The sequence below is a fragment of the bacterium genome, assembly GCA_039961635.1.
In the GTDB taxonomy this organism is placed as follows: Bacteria; 4484-113; 4484-113; order JAGGVC01; family JAGGVC01; genus JABRWB01.
Genome location: JABRWB010000056.1, coordinates 23,810 through 41,656 on the forward strand (window position 1 = coordinate 23,810; position 17,847 = coordinate 41,656).

A 17,847-nucleotide genomic window follows, 5' to 3' on the forward strand; every position below is an offset into this window, starting at 1 on the left:
CCAGTTGCGCAGTACGAAAAGCTGATCAGGGCTCATGTTTGCTCCCTTCCGGTTTTGCAAGGACTATGCTTCCTATAAGCGCCATCAAAAGAAGCACGGACGCGATTTCGAACGGCAAAGAATAGGTGGACATAAGCGACCAGCCGACAACCGTCGTGTTGTCGAGCTTCTCCGGAACCTGCGCGAACCAAGCGGGGATGAACGGAATCATTCCGATTTCCACGAACGAGGTCATTCCCGAAACGAACGCGGTCACTCCGAACAGGATCGCGGACGCGATGGCGCCCGGTATCAGGTACGCGTTCGTCTGCACGATGTTGCGCCGCATTATCTTTTGCGACAAAAGGATCGCGAAGATGATGAGCACCATGATCGCGCCGACGTAGATGACCACCTGGACCATCGCGAGGAATTCGGCGTTCAGCAGAACGAAGTATCCCGCAATCGCGAACAGGCACACGATCATGGAAAGCGCGCTGTGGAAGATGTTGCGAAGAAGGACCACGCCGAGCGCGCCCAGCACCGCGAACACGGTGAAAAGCGCAAAGTAAACCGTGACCAGGTTGCTTACCGTCACTTGGCCTCCCCCGCGGCTTCCTTCAGCCGTTTGGTGTTTTCGTAATATTCGCCGAGTATGTCAAGGACGAGGTCGTTGCGCGTGAAGCTTGAATATGCGTATTCGGTTGAATGCCTTATCGCGCCCGTCGGGCAAACGTCTTCGCACAGCCCGCAGAAGCTGCACCGCGAGTTGTCCAGGATGAAACCGGTAAGCACAAGCTTTTTGGTTTCGGGATTGCGGACGCTTTCGATCGCGATCAGACGGTCGGGGCAGATCTTCTCGCAGGCCTTGCACGCGATGCAAAGGTGCTCGCCCTTCTCGTCGAACGCAAGCATGTGCCGGCCGCGGAAAATGGGCGAGAGGTCGGGTTTTTCTTCCGGGTATTGCTCGGTTATCGGCCTGCGCCCGAAGTGGACGAGCGTCACTTTCATTCCCAGCAGAATCGAGACGAGCATCTCGTGCCACAAAGCGACGTTGCGCGCGAACCTGGTCAGCACCCATGAAAAAGACTCGTATCCCAGCGCGAGCACAAGGAGGAAAATCGCGAGGTACAGCGCGATCACGCCGAGGTTGATCTCCTCCATTCCCAGCCAGTCCGTTTTTCCCACAATCGAAAAGTTGCTCATCCTCTCCAGGATGATATTGAACGGATCGATCAAAACGTAACTGACCGCGGACAGCCCGAGAAACCAGAACCAGCGCGCCGCCCTGGGATTGGCGCGCCCCCATTCGGTCCACGACGTGAAAACGCCCGCCAGAAACCAGTAAAGCGCAAGTAAGGCGGCGGTGAAAATCAACAGAGGAGGCAGAAACAAGGCGAACAGCCCGAACGTTATCTCGTCGACGTCCAGCGCCTGTCCGTAGAAAACCGCCATCGACGCGTACAGACACCAGAAGAACCCGAATATGACAGCGATCGCGACAACGAGGCCGCGCGTTGTCGGCAGCACGTTCTCGTGGCGCTCGGACGGATCGAGCCTGTCGAGCACTTCCTCGACTATGCCAACCTTGTGCTTTTCCGGCCGCATTTCGCGTTCGATGTCAGACATGCGCTGGATGCTCACCTCCGGAGGAGGCGCGCCACTGCGCCTCGAGCGCAATGGACCGCTTTATCCCCCTCTTCACCTTTATAAGCGTGTAAATTATTCCCCACGCGAAGAGAAGCACGAAAATCGAATAAATAACGAAGAACAGCTTGCCGGAATACGGCAACGCGTCGTAAGCCTCCAGGTACCACGCCCATTTGAGGACGCCGGGGCCTTCAAGCTCCTTCACTTGGAACGGCCGGAATCCGGGTTCTTCCACAGCGGTCTCGCCGACCGTCCTTACGCTTGTTCCGATGGAATGCTCCGCCGAAATGGAATGGCTGGAAATCACCGAGCTCCCAAGGTACCACGGATGCTGGTAAACCATTCCGAGTCCGACGATCGTCATATGAAGGATTGAAACCGGAACGAGAAACTTCCACGCGAATCCCATCAGCTGGTCGACGCGGAATCTGGGAAGCGTCGCGCGCAGCCAGATGAAGACGAACACCATCAGGTAGGTTTTGAGGAAAAACCAAAACAGGCTGGTGAACCACAGCCCGCCGTAGCCGAGGAACATCGGCCCTTTCCATCCGCCCAGGAAGCACGTCGTCACTATCGCGCTCACGACGAAAACGTTCGTGTATTCCGCAAGAAAGAACAGCGCGAACTTCATTCCGCTGTACTCGATGTGGAATCCCGCGACGAGCTCGCTTTCGGCCTCCGGCAGGTCGAACGGGCTGCGGTTCGTTTCGGCCACTCCGCATATCAGGTAAATCAGAAATCCGGCAAACTGCGGAATCAAATTCCAAATCAATGTCTGGCTGTGCACGATGTCCACGAGCGAAGTCGAGCCGGCCGTCATCACGACTCCGATAAGCGCGACGACCATCGGCACTTCGTAGCTGATTATCTGGGCTGCGTTTCGCACCGCGCTTATCAGCGCGTATTTGTTGTTCGAGCCCCAGCCCGCCATTATGAATCCGATGAGCGCGACCGAAGATACCGCGAGCAAATAAAGCACGCCGACGTTGAGGTCTTTTACGATGAAAACGTGATACTTGCCGCCGGCGATCGCCGCGCCGTACGGAATCACGACGAACGCCATGAGCGCGGGTACGAACACCGCGAACGGCGCGACGTTGTAAACGACCGGATCCGCCGAAAGCGGCATTATGTCTTCTTTCTGAAGAAGCTTCAGCGCGTCGGCTATCGTTTGAAGCAGTCCCTGCGGGCCGACGCGGTTCGGGCCGAGCCTGAGCTGGAAAAATCCGATGATGCGCCGCTCGAAAAGGACGACGAAAAGAACCGTAACCACGATGAACAGGACGACGACGAGAAACGCGACGAACTGGTTGACGCCGCCCGCCCACGCCGCCGCGGCGTCCGGCGGCATCCCCCAGCCGGTGAACACCGACACCAGCCACGCGTAAAACGCGTCCAGGATGCTGTTGTGCGGCGCGGCGCCGAGTGGGTTCATCTGTCCACGTCCCCCAGTACGATGTCCACGCCGCCGAGTATCGCGATAAGATCGCCGATCATGTATCCCAGCGTCAGCTCCTCGATTGCGGAAAGGTTGACGAAAGAAGGCGCGCGCAGGTGGAACCGCCAGGGCTTTTTGGCTTTGTCCTCGCTCGTCACCATGAATCCGCCAAGCTCGCCTCGCGGGCTTTCGATGCGCCGGTAGGTCATCCCCTGTTTGCACTTGATGGACACCGGAACCTTTGCGGTGTACGGCCCTTCCGGCAGCCCTTCGACGGCCTGCTTGAGAATCCTGTTTGACTGGCGCATCTCCATCATCCGGACTCGGTATCGCGCCATCACGTCGCAGCCGCTATCCACCGCGCGGTCGAAAGTGAAATCGGGATACGCGCAGTACGGCTCGTCTATGCGAAGATCCCAGGCGACGCCGCTTCCGCGCAGCATCGGGCCGGAGAGCCCCCAGTTTATAGCGCGCTCCGCGCTCATCACACCGACGCTCGTCACGCGCTCCACGAAAATCGCGTTGCCCGTGACAAGCTCCTCGTATTCGTCCATATATTTCGGAAACGTCTCGGTGAATTTCGCAAGGCGCTTCATAAACTCCGGCGTCACATCCGCGCGCACGCCGCCCGGCCGGATGTAGTTGAACAAAAGCCGCGCTCCGGTCACGAGCTCGAACATGTCGCAGATGTCCTCGCGCTCGCGGAACGCGTAGAACATCGGCGTCGTCGCGCCGAGGTCGAGCAGGAACGTCCCCCACCACAAAAGGTGGGACGAAATCCGGTTGAGCTCCATCATGATCACGCGGATCCACTCGGCGCGCTTGGTCGGCTCGATTTCGGCCAGCTCTTCGGCGCACGCGGTCATGATGTAGCTGTTGAACATGCTAGACAGGTAATCCGCGCGGTCGAGCAACGGAATGCCCTGCAAAAACTCTTTCGATTCGAGGTTCTTTTCGATTCCGCGGTGCAGGTAGCCCAGGTGGGAGTCCACGCACGTGATGACCTCGCCGTTCGCCTTGACTTCGAGGCGCAGAACGCCGTGCGTGGATGGATGCTGCGGGCCGAAGTTGATCGTCAGCTCGTCGGTCGCGAGCGAGTCGGTGCGCCTGCGCAGCGTTTCGGTGGTGAACCGGTGCGTCATTCGGCGTCCTCCCCGGCCTTCGCCTTTCCCTTGCCGTCGCCCGAAAGCGCCTTGAGCATCTCCTCCTCGCGTTCTTTCAGGTTGCGGATGTTCATCGCAGGGTCAAGCTGGTAACTCTTGCGCAGCGGGTGGAAATCGCACGAATCCTCCATCAGTATTCTGCGCAAATCCGGATGCCCGGTGAACCGGACGCCGAACATATCGAAAACTTCGCGCTCCTGCCAGTCGGCCGAGCTGAACGCGTTCGCGAGCGACGGAACTTCGAGCGCGCCCTCGTCAAGGGGAACGTAAATTGCAAGCGTGTGCTTGTGCAGCAGGCTGGTGAAGTGGTAAACCATCATCACGCCCGGCGCGTCAAAACGCTCGTACGCCGTAACGTTGCGCAAATAGGTCAGGTCGAGTGCCGGGTCGGCCGCAAGAGCTTCCACAACGGACAACAGTTGTTCGGGCTTAAGCGCAAGCGAGCTTGCCTCCGCGTCGAACTGCGCGCCCGCCGGCAGGATCTTCACGATCCTGTCTTGCCCTTCACCGGCAATCGCAAATCCCTGAATCGCCAATACAATCGGCCTACTTGTTCGCCAGAATGAACCGCTCCGAGTCCTTCCGGAACGATTCCTGCTTCATCTTGCGCTGCACCATCAATATTCCGTCGAAAAGCGCCTCGGGGCGCGGCGGGCAGCCGGGCACGTATACGTCCACCGGGATGATCTTGTCTATCCCGCGCAGGACGCTGTAGCTGTCCCCGTGTATCCCGCCGCTTATCGCGCAGCTTCCCATCGCGATCACGTACTTGGGATCGGGCATCTGCTCGTAGAGCTTTTTCACCCTTCCCGCCATCTTGTAAGTCACCGTTCCCGCAACGATCATCAAATCGCTCTGCCGCGGGGAGGGGCGGAACACCTCGCTTCCGAACCGCGCGATGTCGAACCGCGCGGCCGAGCTGCATATCATCTCGATCGCGCAGCATGCCAGCCCCATCGTGAGCGGCCAGACCGAGTTGCCGCGCCCCCAGTTGAGCGCGGCCTCGACCGTGGTCAACACCACGTTATCTTCCGACGCTTTCACGCCGTCGATCAGACCCATTCGAACGCACCTTCTTTGTAGGCGAACCACCACGCAAGCAAGAGCAGCGCAAGGAAAAGCGCCATCTCGCCGAACGCGGGGAAGCCCAAAGCCTGGAAATAATCCGGCTCGATTCCGTACAAAAGTATCCGGTAAGCGGACGCCCACGGAAAGATGAACACGACGTCCACGTCGAAAACGAGGTAAACGATCGCCAGGACGTAAAACCGCGGGTTGAACTTGCCCCACGCCTGGCCCTGCGGCTCTTCGCCGCATTCGTACGTTGTGAGTTTGGAGAGCGCGATCCGGCTGGGCCGGATAATCCACGCGACCAGCAGCGCGACGCCCGTGAAGGCGATTCCCGCGAGCAGGAACAGCGCTACCCAGTTGTAGTCCTGATAAGGCAAAACGGCTCCGGTTGCTCCCCAAAAACGCGTCGAGGGCGCCTGGCGCCCCCAAAGCGGAAAAATGATATAGACCGCGCCGGACGCGTGTCAAGGAAATCGGGCGTCGCCGGCATTTGGCGAAGCTGTGTGAAAGTGCGTTACAAGCGCCCGGCCGATGTTTGTTACCGCCCGAAGGCCGCGATTCCCGAAAGCCCCGCCCGTTTTGGATCGGCGACAGGCCGCCCGGTGCAATCCCGAAGCCGCCTCAAATCAGGAAATACGCCAGCCCCGCCGCGATAAGCGCGCCCGAAAGCGTCGCCAGAAAGTTGACAACATGGTTGCGGTGCTCTTTGGACAGCCCGAGCCTAATCAGCAGCCCTTGCTCGATGGTCGCGCCGAGGACGCTGTCCATAAACGAGGCGGCGACGCCTGAAAAAGCGACCGCCGCTAGAATCGTTCCGCCGTCCAGTGCCGAATACCAAAGTTCGACAAGAGGCTTGAGCAGGAAAAACAGCCAATACGGAAGCTCGGGATAAACTTCGAACGTTCCCGCGAAGTAATAGGCCTTTCGAAGCAACTCCGACAACGCAATCCATCCGATAGCCGCCGCGGCCAACGCGCCCGCGATCGTGCCCGCGATGCTCACCGCGCCGTCCGTGCCCGGCGCGACGCGCGTTCCCGAAAACGGGCGCGTCACCAGGTAAGCCGGCGCGCGGAACGCCTTGCCGATCTCGCCCGCGACGGTGTCGGCCGCCGCGGCGGAAAGCGCGCCCGCGATGGCCATGGCAAGCGGAAACATCGCTTCCGGACTCATCTCGGTGTATTGGAAATCGGAAATCGAACTGACGACGACCGACAGGAATGCCGTTGCGGCCGCCACTCCCCCGTTTCCGAGCACGCTGCCCGCGCCGCGCCGCCCGCCCGGCGCGCGTCTTTGCCCGTTTTTTGGATTAAGGAGCTGGTTCAGCCTCGTCGCCGCCTCGCCCAAAACGACCATCGCGACCAGCGCGGGATAAAACTCCGGCGCGCCCCCGGCGAACGCGCATCCGACTGCGAACGCGGCTCCCGCGCCGCGCTTCGTGAGCACGCCAAGCCGCCATCCGGCGAGCGCCAGCAGCGCGGACAGCCCTGCAAGAAGCGGCAGCGTTTGCACGGGGATAGAGTAGCGCAAATAAGCCGGCAAATCCGGCAGGTACGCATTATTTGTTATCATTTCATCGCCATTCCGGCACGGGGTGCGGAAATGAAAACTCGGCTGGACGGATTGTTGCGCTCTCTTCCGGTTCCCGCTGTTGCGGCGGTACTGGTTTTCGCGCTGATAATAAATTTTTCCGACTCCCGCGTCGTGCTTGCGGGCGAGCCGCTGCCCACGGATGCGCCCCGGCACGTTCTTCTAATCGGATGGGACGGCGCTCAGCGCGAGCACGTCCGGGAGATGCTCGCCGCGGGCCTGCTGCCCAATCTTGCGCAGCTCGCGTCCGAAGGCGCGCTTCTCGACGTGGATATCACCGAGACGACGGACACGAAAGCGGGCTGGGCGCAGATTCTGTCCGGCTTTCCGGCGTCTACAACCGGCGTCTATTCGAACGGAAAATATCAACCGATTCCCGCCGGATACACGGTTTTCGAGCGCTTGGAAGCGCGGTTCGGCCCGGAGGGATTCGCCACGCTGGCGGTGATCGGCAAGGGCGAAAACGTGGGCGCCGATCCGCCGGAGTGGTACAGGCTGGACAAGAAAGGCAATCCGGAAGGCGTGAAAAACAAGAAAATGCGGCGAAAGCTGCTCGCGGTTGGAACGATCCGCCAGGAAGGCGGCGAGCGGATTCTCTTCGTCCCCGGCAAGCCGTTCTACAACGCCAAAAAGGCGATGGATCTGTTCGTCAACTCGCTCGGAAAAAACGACATAGTGGGCGAGAGGGCGCTTTCGGAAATTTCAAAGCACGCGCGCGAGCCGTTCTTTTTCTTTATCCACTTCGCCGAGGTGGATTCGAACGGCCACAAATACGGCGAAAACTCGCCGGAGTACGAAGCCGCGCTGGTCTCGTGCGACGAATGGCTGGGCAAAATCCGAAGGCGGCTCAAGACGCTCGGAATCGGCGACGCGCTCGTATACGTCACTTCCGACCACGGCTTCGACGAGGGGATGCGTACGCACAAGAACGCGCCGCGGGTTTTCCTCGCGACGAACGACAGCGCCATCGCCGCATCGGAAAGGGCGGGGAGCTTCATAAGGGGAGATTACACCGCGCCCCCGGCCTGGAACCGGATGGACATCGCCCCGGCGATTTTGGATCGATATGGGATGGAGGTTGCGATAGCCGGGGAAATGAAAATCGCGGCGGAGTGAAACGCAAATCAACAGCAATCTCCGCAATTCCGACCTTGAGATTTTCGATTAAGCGCTGCAATCGACAACCAATTCAATTTCAAACGGTGCTAGAATTAAACGGCAAGGGAAGAGATTAATGACGCGGATACCCCTTGCCGTTAAGCAGAATTAGAAGCCTTCTTTCGTTCCGGAGAATTCTATGAGCCGTGGCGCAGTGCCGAAGGATCTTTTCGCAATCGTGTACAAGGCCTATCCAGACACGTTTGTGCCGGTCGTTTTCGATGGAAAGGTTGCCGAAATCACGGGACACAGCGCGGAGGACTTTCTTTCCGGGCACGTCAAGTGGGCGGACCTGGTTCATCCGGACGACAGAGGGGATTTCAATACGCATATCCGAGAAAATGCGGCATTTCCCGGATTGACTACTTCACACGATTACCGATTAACCGCAAAGGACGGCAGCATCCGGAGGGTGCGCGTTCTTTGCGTCAGCGAGGCCGGATCGGGTGGCAAACCGGCGACGCTCATGGGAACGATATACGATGTGACAAACGAAAAAAACGCCGAGATTGAGCTGAAAGAATCGCGCGAGCTTTTCCGAACGATTTTTAACTCAAGCCCAATTCCATCTTACATGGTAGGGCTGGCAGACCGCAAGATTGTGATGGTGAATTCCGCCTTCGAGTCCGTTTTCGGATTCACGCAGGAAGAAGTAATTGGCCAGTTCCCGGTGGAGCTTGGCTTCTTCGGGGAAGAACCGGAAAATACCGCCGTATGCAAGCGTCTGGTGGAGGAAGGAAAGCTTAGGGATTTCGAGTACATTTTTAATACCAAGAGCGGCGAAGTTCGAACGGGCATCGCATATTGTAAAGTAATCGAAATGCAAGGCGTACCTTGTGTCCTGGTAGAAACGATAGACATCACCGACCGAAAAAAAGCGGAAAGCGCATTGCTTGAAAGCGCAACGAACCTGAGAAAAACCCAGGAAATCGCCAGGCTGGGAAGCTGGCACTACAATATGAAAGGCAGCCTAACCTGGAGCGCTCAAAGCTATAACAATTTGGGCGTATCGCCGGACAGTTTCACTCCGACTGCGGCTTCCTTTATGGAATTGATCCACTCCGGCGACCGCGAAGCGATGCGGGAGTGGATAAGAGCCTGCAAGGCGGCTGAAAATCCCGGCGAGCTTGAATTCCGCTGCGTCCACCCGGACGGCTCGATTCACTGGCTTGGCGTGCGCGGAGAGCTTGTCTGCGACGCGGACGGCAAGCCCCTGTATATGGCCGGAACCAATCTGGATATTACCAGACGCAAGCAGGCGGAGGAAAAGCTGAACGAGAACATCGAAAGAATGCGCCTGATAATCAAAGGCTCGAACGTCGGCCTTTGGGACTGGGATCTTCGCACGAACAAGGTTTACTACTCCCCCGAATGGAAAAGCCAGATCGGATACGAAGAGCACGAAATTTCGGACAGCTTCGACGAATGGCAAAGCCGCGTGCACCCCGACGACCTTGAGCCGACTTTGAAATCGTTCAACGATTTCATAGCAAGCCAGCGTCCGTACAACGAAGTCGAATTCAGGTTCCGCCACAAAGACGGCTCGTACCGCTGGATTTTCTCAAGCTCATCCTTCATTTACGGCGATAATGACAAGCCCGTCAGAATGATCGGCACGCACCTGGACATTACCGATCGCAAAAACGCGGAAATCGCGTTAAGGGAAAGCCGGGTTCACCTGTCCAACGCTTTGCGCATCGCCAAGGTCGGCCACTGGGAGCACGATTACATCAACAACGTTTTTCGCTTCACCGACGAGTTTTACGAGCTGATGCACACCAATGCAATCGAAATGGGCGGGTATGAAATTCCACCTGAAAGGTATGTCGAGCTTTTCATGGATCCCCGGGACGCGCATATGGTTGCGGACGAAATCAAGAAGGCGATTGAAACCACGGATCCAAATTACAGCGCCAGATTGGAACACCGCGTCAAGTTCGCCGACGGAACCGCGGGGCACGTCGCCGTTCGATTTCAAGTCGTGAAGGATGAACAGGGAAGGACGATTAAAACCATCGGGGCGAACCAGGACATAACCGAACGAAAGCTTGCCGAGATGGAGATTGCCCAGCTTCGCGAGGAATTTGCCCAGGCGCAGAAAATGGAATCGGTGGGCAGGCTTGCGGGCGGCGTCGCGCACGACATGAACAATATGCTGACGATTATCCTCGGTTATTCCGAAATGTTGATGGAAGCTCTGAAGCAGTCTTCGTCCGAGCTTTACGAGCAGGCCGGAGAGATATACAAAGCCGGAAAGCGCGCGCAGGGAATAGTGCGCCAGCTTCTCGCTTTCAGCCGCAAGCAGGTTCTCCAAGTGAATGTTTTCGAAATCAACGAGCTTATTTCGGACTTTCAAAAATTGCTGGGGAGATTAATCGGCGAAGACATAGAGCTGAAGCTGATGCTCGGAGCGGACGCGGGTAAAGTCGAAGCCGACCCGTCGCAAATCGAGCAGGTGATTCTGAATCTGGCCGTTAACGCGCGCGACGCGATGCCGACCGGCGGGACGTTGGTTATCGAAACCGCCTCGGAGCATTTTGACCAATCATACGCGTCGATGCGCCCGGAGATGAATGCTGGCGACTACGTGTGCATCTCGGTCAGCGACACCGGAACCGGGATGGACCCGGATACTGCTTCCAAAATATTCGAGCCGTTTTTCACCACAAAAGGCCTCGGCATGGGAACCGGTCTTGGATTGTCCACGGTTTACGGAATCGTGAAGCAGCACGGCGGACACATTTACGTATACAGCGAGCCTGGAATCGGCACGACATTCAAGGTTTACCTGCCCAAGGCGGGATCGCCCGAAGTGAAATCGGAGAGCGCGCACGAGGCCGCGGCAGGCGGCGGCCATGAAACGATTCTGATAGTCGAAGACGACGAAAGCGTAAGGAGGCTCGCCGAGCGTTTTCTCGGCCCCGCGGGTTACCGCGTTCTCTCGGCGCACGACATTGAAACAGCCAAGCAACTCGCGCAAAGGGCAGGTCAGATTCACCTGCTTCTGACCGACGTTGTAATGCCTGGAAAGGGCGGCAGGCAGGTGTATGAAGTGCTTCAAGCCGCGATCCCGGAGCTCAAAGTGGTTTACATGTCCGGCTATACCGACGAAATCGTGTCAAAGCACGGGATTCTCAAAAAGGGCGTATTCTTTGTCCAGAAGCCGTTCACCTCGCAGGCGCTGCTTTCGAAAGTCCGCGAGGCGTTGGACGCGTAACCTTATCGCCCGGTTTCGTTTTGCTACACTCCACGCGTGCTCGGGACGCTGCTCAACATCGCCGCGATAACCGCCGGAACGGGGGTCGGCCTGATGTCCCGCTCCCGGATTCCCGCAAAATCGCGCGACACCGTGCTTGCCGCGATGGGCGCGGTGACGCTTGTTTACGGCGTCTCGCTCGGCCTCAAATCCGCAAACCTGCTTGTCCCGCTGGGCGGGCTGGTGCTGGGAACGATAATCGGCGAGCTTATGAATCTCCAGGGCAGGCTGGAATCCGCGGGCGAAAAGCTCCGGCGGCGGTTCGGAGGAAAGGAGCCGGCCGCCAATTCGGGCGATCCCGCTGCTTCAATTTCCGGCGATGCGAAATCCCGGTTCGTTGACGGATTCGTCGCGGCCAGCGTGCTTTTCTGTGTCGGGCCGATGACTGTGCTCGGCTCGATCGAGGACGGCCTCGGCCTCGGCTTCAAAACGCTCGCAATAAAGTCGCTTCTGGACGGCGTCGCATCGGCGGCGTACAGCGCGGCGCTGGGGATCGGCGTTTGGTTCTCTGTGCTGACCGTGCTCGTCATCCAGGGCGGGATTACTCTCGGCGCGGGATTTCTTCAGCCGTATCTCGGCGAGCCGGTGATCGCGGAATTTTCCGCTTGCGGCGGTTACATGCTGGTCGTGATCGGCTTGGGGCTTTTGGGCGCGATAAAAGCACGCGCGACGAATATGCTGCCGGGATTGATCATCACGGCGCTGATCGTGCTTTTGCTCGACGCGCTCGGCGCCGGCTGGAGGTTCTGAACCCTTGATTGGAGCCGCGGTATGCGCCGTTACGCTTTGCTGATTTAATCGCTTCCCGCGAAAACCCGCTCCACGCGCTCCTTGTACTGGCGGTAGCGCGGCGCTTCGGCGAGGTTGCGGCGCTCGCAGAAACCGATCATGCTATCCAGATAGCGCATGGCCCGCTCGCGCTCGCCGTTCTCTACGAGAGCCCGGAGGTAATGGTCGTGCCTGCGCTCGCGCCCGGTCGGAGTCAGCTCGAATTCGGACGCGTTGATCAGGTGGTTCAGAAGACCTCTGTAATTTTCCCGCAAAAATGAATCCGTGTATTCGATTTCCATTTCCCGTTGCATTGCCGCCCCTCCGGCCGCGCTTCACATCGTTGGGAAGCGGGCCTGCAAAGCTGTCTTGTTTGTAAATGCGGCGGTCCGTCCCCCGGACGCCGTAATGTTCAAGAACGCGTTCAGTCGCTCGCGACGAATTCCTCGAGGCGCCGCTTGTAGCCCCTGTATCTAAGCGCAGCGGCGGAATCGTTGATGGAGTCGCAGAATTCCGTCATGCTTTCGATGTATTGCGCCGCATCCGCAAACCGCTTTTGCTCTATGAGTCCGCGGAGGAATTCTTCGTGGCGCCGGTCGACTTCGTGCTCCGCGCCGGGATACGAATAAGTACGGTGCAGATGATGTTGCAAAGCCTGATATCGGCTCCACAAAAACGTAAAGCTTTGGAAGTCCTGCGATACACTGGTGCTTTCCATCGGCAAACCTCCCCTGGGATACCGCGCCCGCGGCGGGGACGATTGGATTATAGCACAAAACTCCGGAATCGTTGTCAAGGGATTCCGAATTCGCATCTTCGCGCCGCGTGTTTTCCACGTTTACTCGGGAAGACCCGCCGGCCTGCCGCCCGTGTCGTGCTCGGCTGCGCCTTCCAGCGCGAACTTGGGAATGTCAATGCTCATCTGCCGCGTGAAGGGCAGCGGATAATCGTCGGTGAAGCATGCCAGGCAGAAGCCTTCTTTTTCGATGCCCGTAGCCCGCACCATTCCGTCCACCGAAAGGTAATGCAGGCTGTCCGCGGCGATGAAATCCGCCACTTCTTCCTCGCTGTGCCCCGCGGCGATAAGCTCCCTCTTGTCGCCGAAATCCACGCCGTAGTGGCACGTGTACCGGATCGGCGAGCTTGAAAGCCGCACGTGCACCTCGGCCGCGCGCGCGCTTTCCTTCAGCAGCCGAACCACCTTGCGCATCGTGCTGCCCCGCACGATGCTGTCGTCCACGAGGACGACGCGCTTGCCTTCCAGCACTTCGGTCAGCGGATTGAGTTTGATGCGCACGCCGAGGTCGCGGAAAACCTGAAGCGGCTCGATGAACGTTCGCCCCACGTAGCGGTTTTTGACGAAGCCCTCGCCGAACGGGATGCCGCTCTCCTCGGCGTATCCGATTGCCGCCGGCGTGCCGCTGTCGGGGATGCCGATGACGAGATCCGCTTCCACAGGCGCCTCGCGCGCTAGCTCGCGGCCCATCTGCTGGCGGATTCGGTACACCAGCTTTCCGTTGATGTGGCTGTCCGGGCGCGAGAAATAAACGTATTCGAACATGCACATCTTGCGCTCGGCGGGCATCGGAAGGCGCATGCTACGCATCCCCCCCTCGTCGACTATCACGACCTCGCCCGGCTCGACCTCGCGCGCCAGCGTCGCGCCCACTAGCGGGAATGCGGACGACTCGCTGGCGAAGCAGTATTCGTTTCCGATTTTGCCGATTGAGAGCGGACGGATTCCTAGCGGATCGCGAACCGCGATCAGCTCGCTGTTGGTCAATATAAGCAGGCTGTACGCGCCGCGGAACCGCGGAAACACTTCCATTATCGCGTCTTCGATGGGCTTCGTTTTGTACGCGTCCGAGAGTATCCGCGCCATCAGGTAGCTGTCTGTGGACGCGCCGCCGCCGTACGCGCGGCCGTTGCCGCCCAGCTCGCGCAGAAGCTCTATCGAATTTACAAGATTCCCGTTGTGCGCGAGCGCGATGTGCTTGCCCGGCGTGTCGTCTATCACGACCGGCTGCGCGTTTTCGAGCTTGCTCGACCCCGTCGTCGAGTAGCGGTTGTGGCCTATGGCCGCCGCGCCCTTGAGCATCCGCAGCGTGCGCTCCTTGAAGACCTGGGAAACCAGCCCCATATCCACATGGCAGGTTATCCAGTCCGGGTTCGCAACCGCGATGCCGCTCGATTCCTGGCCGCGGTGCTGCATCGTGAAAAGGCCGTAGAAGGTGATGCGCGCGACGTCGCGTGCGGGCGAGAATACGCCGAAGACGGCGCAGTTCTCGCCGACGTGATTTGCTTCCAGAAACGAATCTGCTTCGAGCATCGCGGTTTAGGCCACGAATGGCGCGACATTATATCGCGCCGCGGGCGGATTGGCTTAAACCGGCTGCCGTAAGCCGCATGTACGTGCGGCGGACATGTCGAAGGTTTGTTTCCAATCGCCGCGGCGATTTGCACTTTCCGAAACACGCGGGAAGTTTCGCAGTGCCGCCTTAAGTGTCGAAAAACGGATACAAATTCGACACATCCGAGAATCTTGCCGCCTCGGCGGACAGGTCAATGCCGCAGCACTTCCAGCAGCGCGGGGTGGCGGTACACGATTTCGCGTCCGGCGGCTTCGCCGCGCAAAACGCCGATGCCTTCCAGCGCGCGCAGGTATTCGCTAGCGGTCTGGCGCTTCGCGATTCCCGCGTCCACGAGAAACGCGATCTTGCAGTACGGCAGGCGGAAAATTATTTCGACCAGCTCTTTCGAATAAACCTTCGGAAGCTCCCGCTTGATGCGCCCGGCGGTTTCATCGAAAAGCGCGCGGATCGCGCGGATGCGCGCGGTCGTCCATCGCGCGGTCTCTTCGACGCCTTTCAGCATGTAAACGAGCCACGGCTCCCACTCGCCGTGCTCTGTCACGCCGCGCAGCAGCCGGTAATACCGCGATTTATTTTCGAGAATGAACCGGCTTAGATAGAGCACGGGGATTTCAAGAAGCCCGGCGCGGACGAGCATCAGGATGTTGAGAATCCGCCCTGTGCGGCCGTTGCCGTCGGTGAACGGATGGATCGCCTCGAACTGGTAGTGCGCGACCGCCATTTTGATGAGCGGATCGATGCCGTTGTCGCCCGCAAGGAACGATTCGAAATTGCGCAGCTTCGACATGAGCGCGCGGCCGCCGCGGGGCGGGGTGTAGCTAGGCTGCCTCGTTTGCGGATTGCCGATGAACACCTGATCCGTTTGCCCGGCGCGGAAATCCATCGGCCTGTCCAAAATGGTCGAGCAAATGTTTTTAATCAGCTCCAGCGAAATCGCGCGCGACGCGATCGCGTCGTACCCCAGCCTTAGTGCGGTGCGGTATCGCAGCACCTCGCGCGTGTCAGCGTCCGCCTTTTCCGGGTTCGTCGCCTCCGCGTGGAACAGCTCGTCCTGCGTCGTGACGATGTTTTCGATTTCCGACGACAGCTTCGCTTCCAGCAGCGGAATTGCGTTTATCAAAATCGCCTGGTCGGGAATGAGGCCGCCCGCGCCCTTGAGTTCGGCCAGCGCGCGCGTCGCGGCCAGCGCCTGTTTCAAAACGGCCTTGGTCTCCACGTCCTGCTTCGGGGGCAGGAGAGGCAGCTCGTCATACGGAATTCGCGGATTGAAGGGCATATGGATTCGCGCATGGCGCGCCGCACATTATATCGCGTAAATCCGCGAACTTGTCGAATTCCAGCCGCATAATCGACATATCCCTAACATATGTCGATTGCGGCGACATGTCACCGGCTGCGAATCAAGCGCAGACCGTTGGCGATTACCGCAAGCGACGCGCCCATGTCCGCCAGGATCGCCATCCACAGCGTCGCCGCGCCCGCGAGCGCGAGCGCCATGAAAGCGGCTTTTATCGCCAGCGCGAATGCGATGTTGGCCTTTATCGTTCCCAGTGTCCGCCTGCTGTGGCGCACGAGCCACGGCAGTTTCGAAAGATCGTCGCTCATAAGCGCGACGTCCGCGGTCTCAATCGCCGCGTCGCTGCCCGCCGCGCCCATCGCGATGCCCACGGTTGACGCCGCCAGCGCGGGCGCGTCGTTCACGCCGTCGCCCACCATCATAACTTTGCCGAAATCCGCAACCAATTTCTCGACCGCCGCGACTTTGTCTTCGGGCAAAAGCGAAGCGCGGAATTCGTCCACGCCCGCCGCGTCCGCAATCGCCGCGGCCGCGCGCTCGCCGTCGCCCGTGAGCATCACGACGCGCGCGATCCCCGCGTCCTTGAGCGCGCGCACCGCGTCAGCCGCGCCCGGACGTATCTCGTCGGCGATTCCAAGAATTCCGCATACATGAGAATCCGTGCCCACCGCGACCACGGACTTGCCCGCGGCTTCCAGCGCGTTCGCCCTGTCGCAGTATTCCGGCGTTTCGTACCCGCGCTCGTGCATCAGCCGGTGGCTGCCGATCCAGTACGGCTTGCCGTTTATCAATCCTTCGGCGCCCTTTCCGGCGAACGAGACCAGGCTCTCGGCCTGCGGAATCGCTCCCCCCCCGGATTTTGCGTAATCGGTTATCGCCTGCGCGAAAGGATGCGCGGACAGCGATTCCAGCGCCGCCGTGCGAGCGACTATTTCGGCTTCGGTGTGGTTGTTCAGCGGAATCACGTCGGTGACCGCGGGCAGGCCGCGCGTCAGCGTCCCCGTCTTGTCGAACGCGACGACCGACACCGACGCCGGCGCTTCCAAAAACGCGCCGCCCTTGACGAGCACCCCCGCCCGCGCGGCCGACGCAAGCCCCGCCACAATCGAAACGGGTGTCGAAATCACCAGCGCGCACGGGCACGCGATAACGAGCACGACCAGCGCCTCGTACAGCCACCGCTGCCAGTCGCCCGAAAACAGCGGCGGCACGACCGCGATTACCATTGCAGTGAGAAACATCAGCGGCGTGTACCACCGCGCGAACTTTTCGACCCACTGCTCGGAAGGCGCGCGCCGCCGCTGCGCTTCCTCCACCATCCGGATTATCCGCGCAAGCGTCGTGTCCTCCGCCTTTTTCGTGGAGCGGAACTCGATTGCGCCCTCGTTGTTGATCGTTCCGGCGAACACCTTGTCGCCCGGCTCCTTGGCCGCGGGCGCGCTCTCGCCCGTTATCGGCGATTCGTTCACCGACGTCGCGCCTTTCGTCACCACGCCGTCCAGCGGGATGCGCTCGCCCGGCCGCACGATTATCGTCGCGCCGAACGGCACGGAAGCTACCGGCAGCTCCATCACGCTCCCGTCCGGCGCGCAGACGTACCGCGCGGTCTGCGGCGAGAGGTCCATCAGCTTTTCCACCGCCCGCCGCGCGCGCCCCACGCTCCAGGATTCCAGAAGCAGCGCCACCGCGAACAGCCACGCCACGCTCGCCGCCTCGAACCAGTCGCCCAGCGCCGCCGCGCCCACGACCGCCACGCTCATCAAAAGGTTCATGTCCGGCCGCATCCGCAAAAGCGAAGACCACGCCTTGCGCGCCACGTACCAGTACGAGAACGCGACCGATAGCGAATAAAACGCGACGGCGGGCGCCGGATATTCGTGCCCCTCGCCGCCGAATCCGCCGGTCAGCGCGTCCATGATCCCGTGCGTCGCGGCGTGGATTGCGAACCCGATGAAAAGCGAGAGCAGCCCCGCCGCGCAGAAGTGCAGCTTGAGATCGGGCGTCCGCGCCGATGATTTTTTCCCTGACTGGCACGTTCCCGACGCGCAGCACGCGCCCGGAGCATCCCCGCCGGACTCCCCCCCGGCGCGTCGCACGTCGCCGCCGCC

The 17,847-nt window shown here is 59.9% G+C and carries 16 protein-coding genes; 3 read left to right on the plus strand and 13 right to left on the minus strand.

From position 1 onward, the window contains the following. Window positions 1–25: 25 nt before the first annotated feature. The 8 genes from HRF49_08845 to HRF49_08880 form a co-directional block, all read right to left on the minus strand. The gene (locus tag HRF49_08845; protein ID MEP0814755.1) at window positions 26–577 is read right to left on the minus strand and encodes an NADH-quinone oxidoreductase subunit J; all 552 of its coding nucleotides are present in this window, start codon (window positions 575–577) and stop codon (window positions 26–28) included. Continuing rightward, window positions 574–1,608: a 4Fe-4S binding protein gene (locus HRF49_08850; protein MEP0814756.1), complete on the minus strand. Its 1,035-nt coding sequence runs from the start codon at window positions 1,606–1,608 to the stop codon at window positions 574–576. Before HRF49_08850 ends, HRF49_08845 begins: the two co-directional genes overlap by 4 nt. Then, on the minus strand, window positions 1,601–2,980 hold the full coding sequence (nuoH, locus tag HRF49_08855; GenBank protein MEP0814757.1) for an NADH-quinone oxidoreductase subunit NuoH: 1,380 nt from the start codon (window positions 2,978–2,980) through the stop codon (window positions 1,601–1,603). Before nuoH ends, HRF49_08850 begins: the two co-directional genes overlap by 8 nt. An 80-nt stretch (window positions 2,981–3,060) precedes the next feature. Beyond that, window positions 3,061–4,209 carry an NADH-quinone oxidoreductase subunit D gene (locus HRF49_08860; protein ID MEP0814758.1) on the minus strand — a complete coding sequence of 383 codons (1,149 nt, stop codon included), beginning with the start codon at window positions 4,207–4,209 and terminating at the stop codon, window positions 3,061–3,063. Continuing rightward, window positions 4,206–4,718 carry an NADH-quinone oxidoreductase subunit C gene (locus HRF49_08865; GenBank protein ID MEP0814759.1) on the minus strand — a complete coding sequence of 171 codons (513 nt, stop codon included), beginning with the start codon at window positions 4,716–4,718 and terminating at the stop codon, window positions 4,206–4,208. The genes HRF49_08860 and HRF49_08865 overlap by 4 nt, the downstream gene beginning before the upstream one ends. A gap of 58 nt (window positions 4,719–4,776) precedes the next feature. Beyond that, window positions 4,777–5,292, minus strand: a complete 516-nt coding sequence (locus HRF49_08870; GenBank protein ID MEP0814760.1) for an NADH-quinone oxidoreductase subunit B — start codon at window positions 5,290–5,292, stop codon at window positions 4,777–4,779. Further along, window positions 5,283–5,648 (minus strand): NADH-quinone oxidoreductase subunit A, encoded by a 366-nt coding sequence (locus HRF49_08875; protein MEP0814761.1) that lies wholly within the window; start codon window positions 5,646–5,648, stop codon window positions 5,283–5,285. The genes HRF49_08870 and HRF49_08875 overlap by 10 nt, the downstream gene beginning before the upstream one ends. 274 nt (window positions 5,649–5,922) lie before the next feature. Next, entirely contained in the window at window positions 5,923–6,870 is a 948-nt protein-coding gene (locus tag HRF49_08880) for a DUF92 domain-containing protein (protein MEP0814762.1), read from the minus strand. Between the two features lie 30 nt (window positions 6,871–6,900). Between HRF49_08880 and HRF49_08885 the strand changes: the two genes are divergently transcribed. The 3 genes from HRF49_08885 to HRF49_08895 all read left to right on the plus strand — a co-directional run bounded on the left by HRF49_08885 (window position 6,901) and on the right by HRF49_08895 (window position 12,052). Next, complete coding sequence (locus HRF49_08885) at window positions 6,901–8,004, plus strand: alkaline phosphatase family protein (GenBank protein ID MEP0814763.1); 1,104 nt, start codon at window positions 6,901–6,903, stop codon at window positions 8,002–8,004. Between the two features lie 181 nt (window positions 8,005–8,185). Continuing rightward, window positions 8,186–11,263, plus strand: a complete 3,078-nt coding sequence (locus tag HRF49_08890) for a PAS domain-containing protein (GenBank protein MEP0814764.1) — start codon at window positions 8,186–8,188, stop codon at window positions 11,261–11,263. Window positions 11,264–11,299: 36 nt separating this feature from the next. After that, window positions 11,300–12,052 carry a DUF554 domain-containing protein gene (locus HRF49_08895; protein ID MEP0814765.1) on the plus strand — a complete coding sequence of 251 codons (753 nt, stop codon included), beginning with the start codon at window positions 11,300–11,302 and terminating at the stop codon, window positions 12,050–12,052. 44 nt (window positions 12,053–12,096) lie between these two features. Here the strand turns inward: HRF49_08895 and HRF49_08900 are convergent, their stop codons facing one another. From HRF49_08900 to HRF49_08920, 5 genes are all read right to left on the minus strand, one after another. Next, the gene (locus tag HRF49_08900; protein MEP0814766.1) at window positions 12,097–12,384 is read right to left on the minus strand and encodes a hypothetical protein; all 288 of its coding nucleotides are present in this window, start codon (window positions 12,382–12,384) and stop codon (window positions 12,097–12,099) included. A 110-nt stretch (window positions 12,385–12,494) separates the two neighbouring features. Next, window positions 12,495–12,788 (minus strand): hypothetical protein, encoded by a 294-nt coding sequence (locus tag HRF49_08905; protein ID MEP0814767.1) that lies wholly within the window; start codon window positions 12,786–12,788, stop codon window positions 12,495–12,497. A 120-nt stretch (window positions 12,789–12,908) separates the two neighbouring features. Beyond that, window positions 12,909–14,399, minus strand: coding sequence for an amidophosphoribosyltransferase (gene purF, locus HRF49_08910; protein ID MEP0814768.1), 1,491 nt, complete (start codon window positions 14,397–14,399; stop codon window positions 12,909–12,911). A gap of 233 nt (window positions 14,400–14,632) precedes the next feature. Then, a complete protein-coding gene (locus HRF49_08915) occupies window positions 14,633–15,718 on the minus strand; it encodes a Fic family protein (protein ID MEP0814769.1) in 1,086 nt (361 codons plus the stop codon). 110 nt (window positions 15,719–15,828) lie between these two features. Then, the coding region (locus tag HRF49_08920; protein MEP0814770.1) for a heavy metal translocating P-type ATPase at window positions 15,829–17,847 on the minus strand (2,019 nt) is incomplete at its 5' end.

What these genes read in the sequence shown, in the direction of transcription:
- HRF49_08850 (MEP0814756.1), bottom strand. Translation starts at nt 1,608, where the DNA reads ATGTCTGACATCGAACGCGAAATGCGGCCGGAAAAGCACAAGGTTGGC.
- nuoH (MEP0814757.1), bottom strand. Translation starts at nt 2,980, where the DNA reads ATGCCGCCGGACGCCGCGGCGGCGTGGGCGGGCGGCGTCAACCAGTTC.
- HRF49_08860 (MEP0814758.1), bottom strand. Translation starts at nt 4,209, where the DNA reads ATGACGCACCGGTTCACCACCGAAACGCTGCGCAGGCGCACCGACTCG.
- HRF49_08870 (MEP0814760.1), bottom strand. Translation starts at nt 5,292, where the DNA reads ATGGGTCTGATCGACGGCGTGAAAGCGTCGGAAGATAACGTGGTGTTG.
- HRF49_08880 (MEP0814762.1), bottom strand. Translation starts at nt 6,870, where the DNA reads ATGATAACAAATAATGCGTACCTGCCGGATTTGCCGGCTTATTTGCGC.
- HRF49_08885 (MEP0814763.1), top strand. Translation starts at nt 6,901, where the DNA reads ATGAAAACTCGGCTGGACGGATTGTTGCGCTCTCTTCCGGTTCCCGCT.
- HRF49_08890 (MEP0814764.1), top strand. Translation starts at nt 8,186, where the DNA reads ATGAGCCGTGGCGCAGTGCCGAAGGATCTTTTCGCAATCGTGTACAAG.
- HRF49_08900 (MEP0814766.1), bottom strand. Translation starts at nt 12,384, where the DNA reads ATGCAACGGGAAATGGAAATCGAATACACGGATTCATTTTTGCGGGAA.
- HRF49_08905 (MEP0814767.1), bottom strand. Translation starts at nt 12,788, where the DNA reads ATGGAAAGCACCAGTGTATCGCAGGACTTCCAAAGCTTTACGTTTTTG.
- purF (MEP0814768.1), bottom strand. Translation starts at nt 14,399, where the DNA reads ATGCTCGAAGCAGATTCGTTTCTGGAAGCAAATCACGTCGGCGAGAAC.
- HRF49_08915 (MEP0814769.1), bottom strand. Translation starts at nt 15,718, where the DNA reads ATGCCCTTCAATCCGCGAATTCCGTATGACGAGCTGCCTCTCCTGCCC.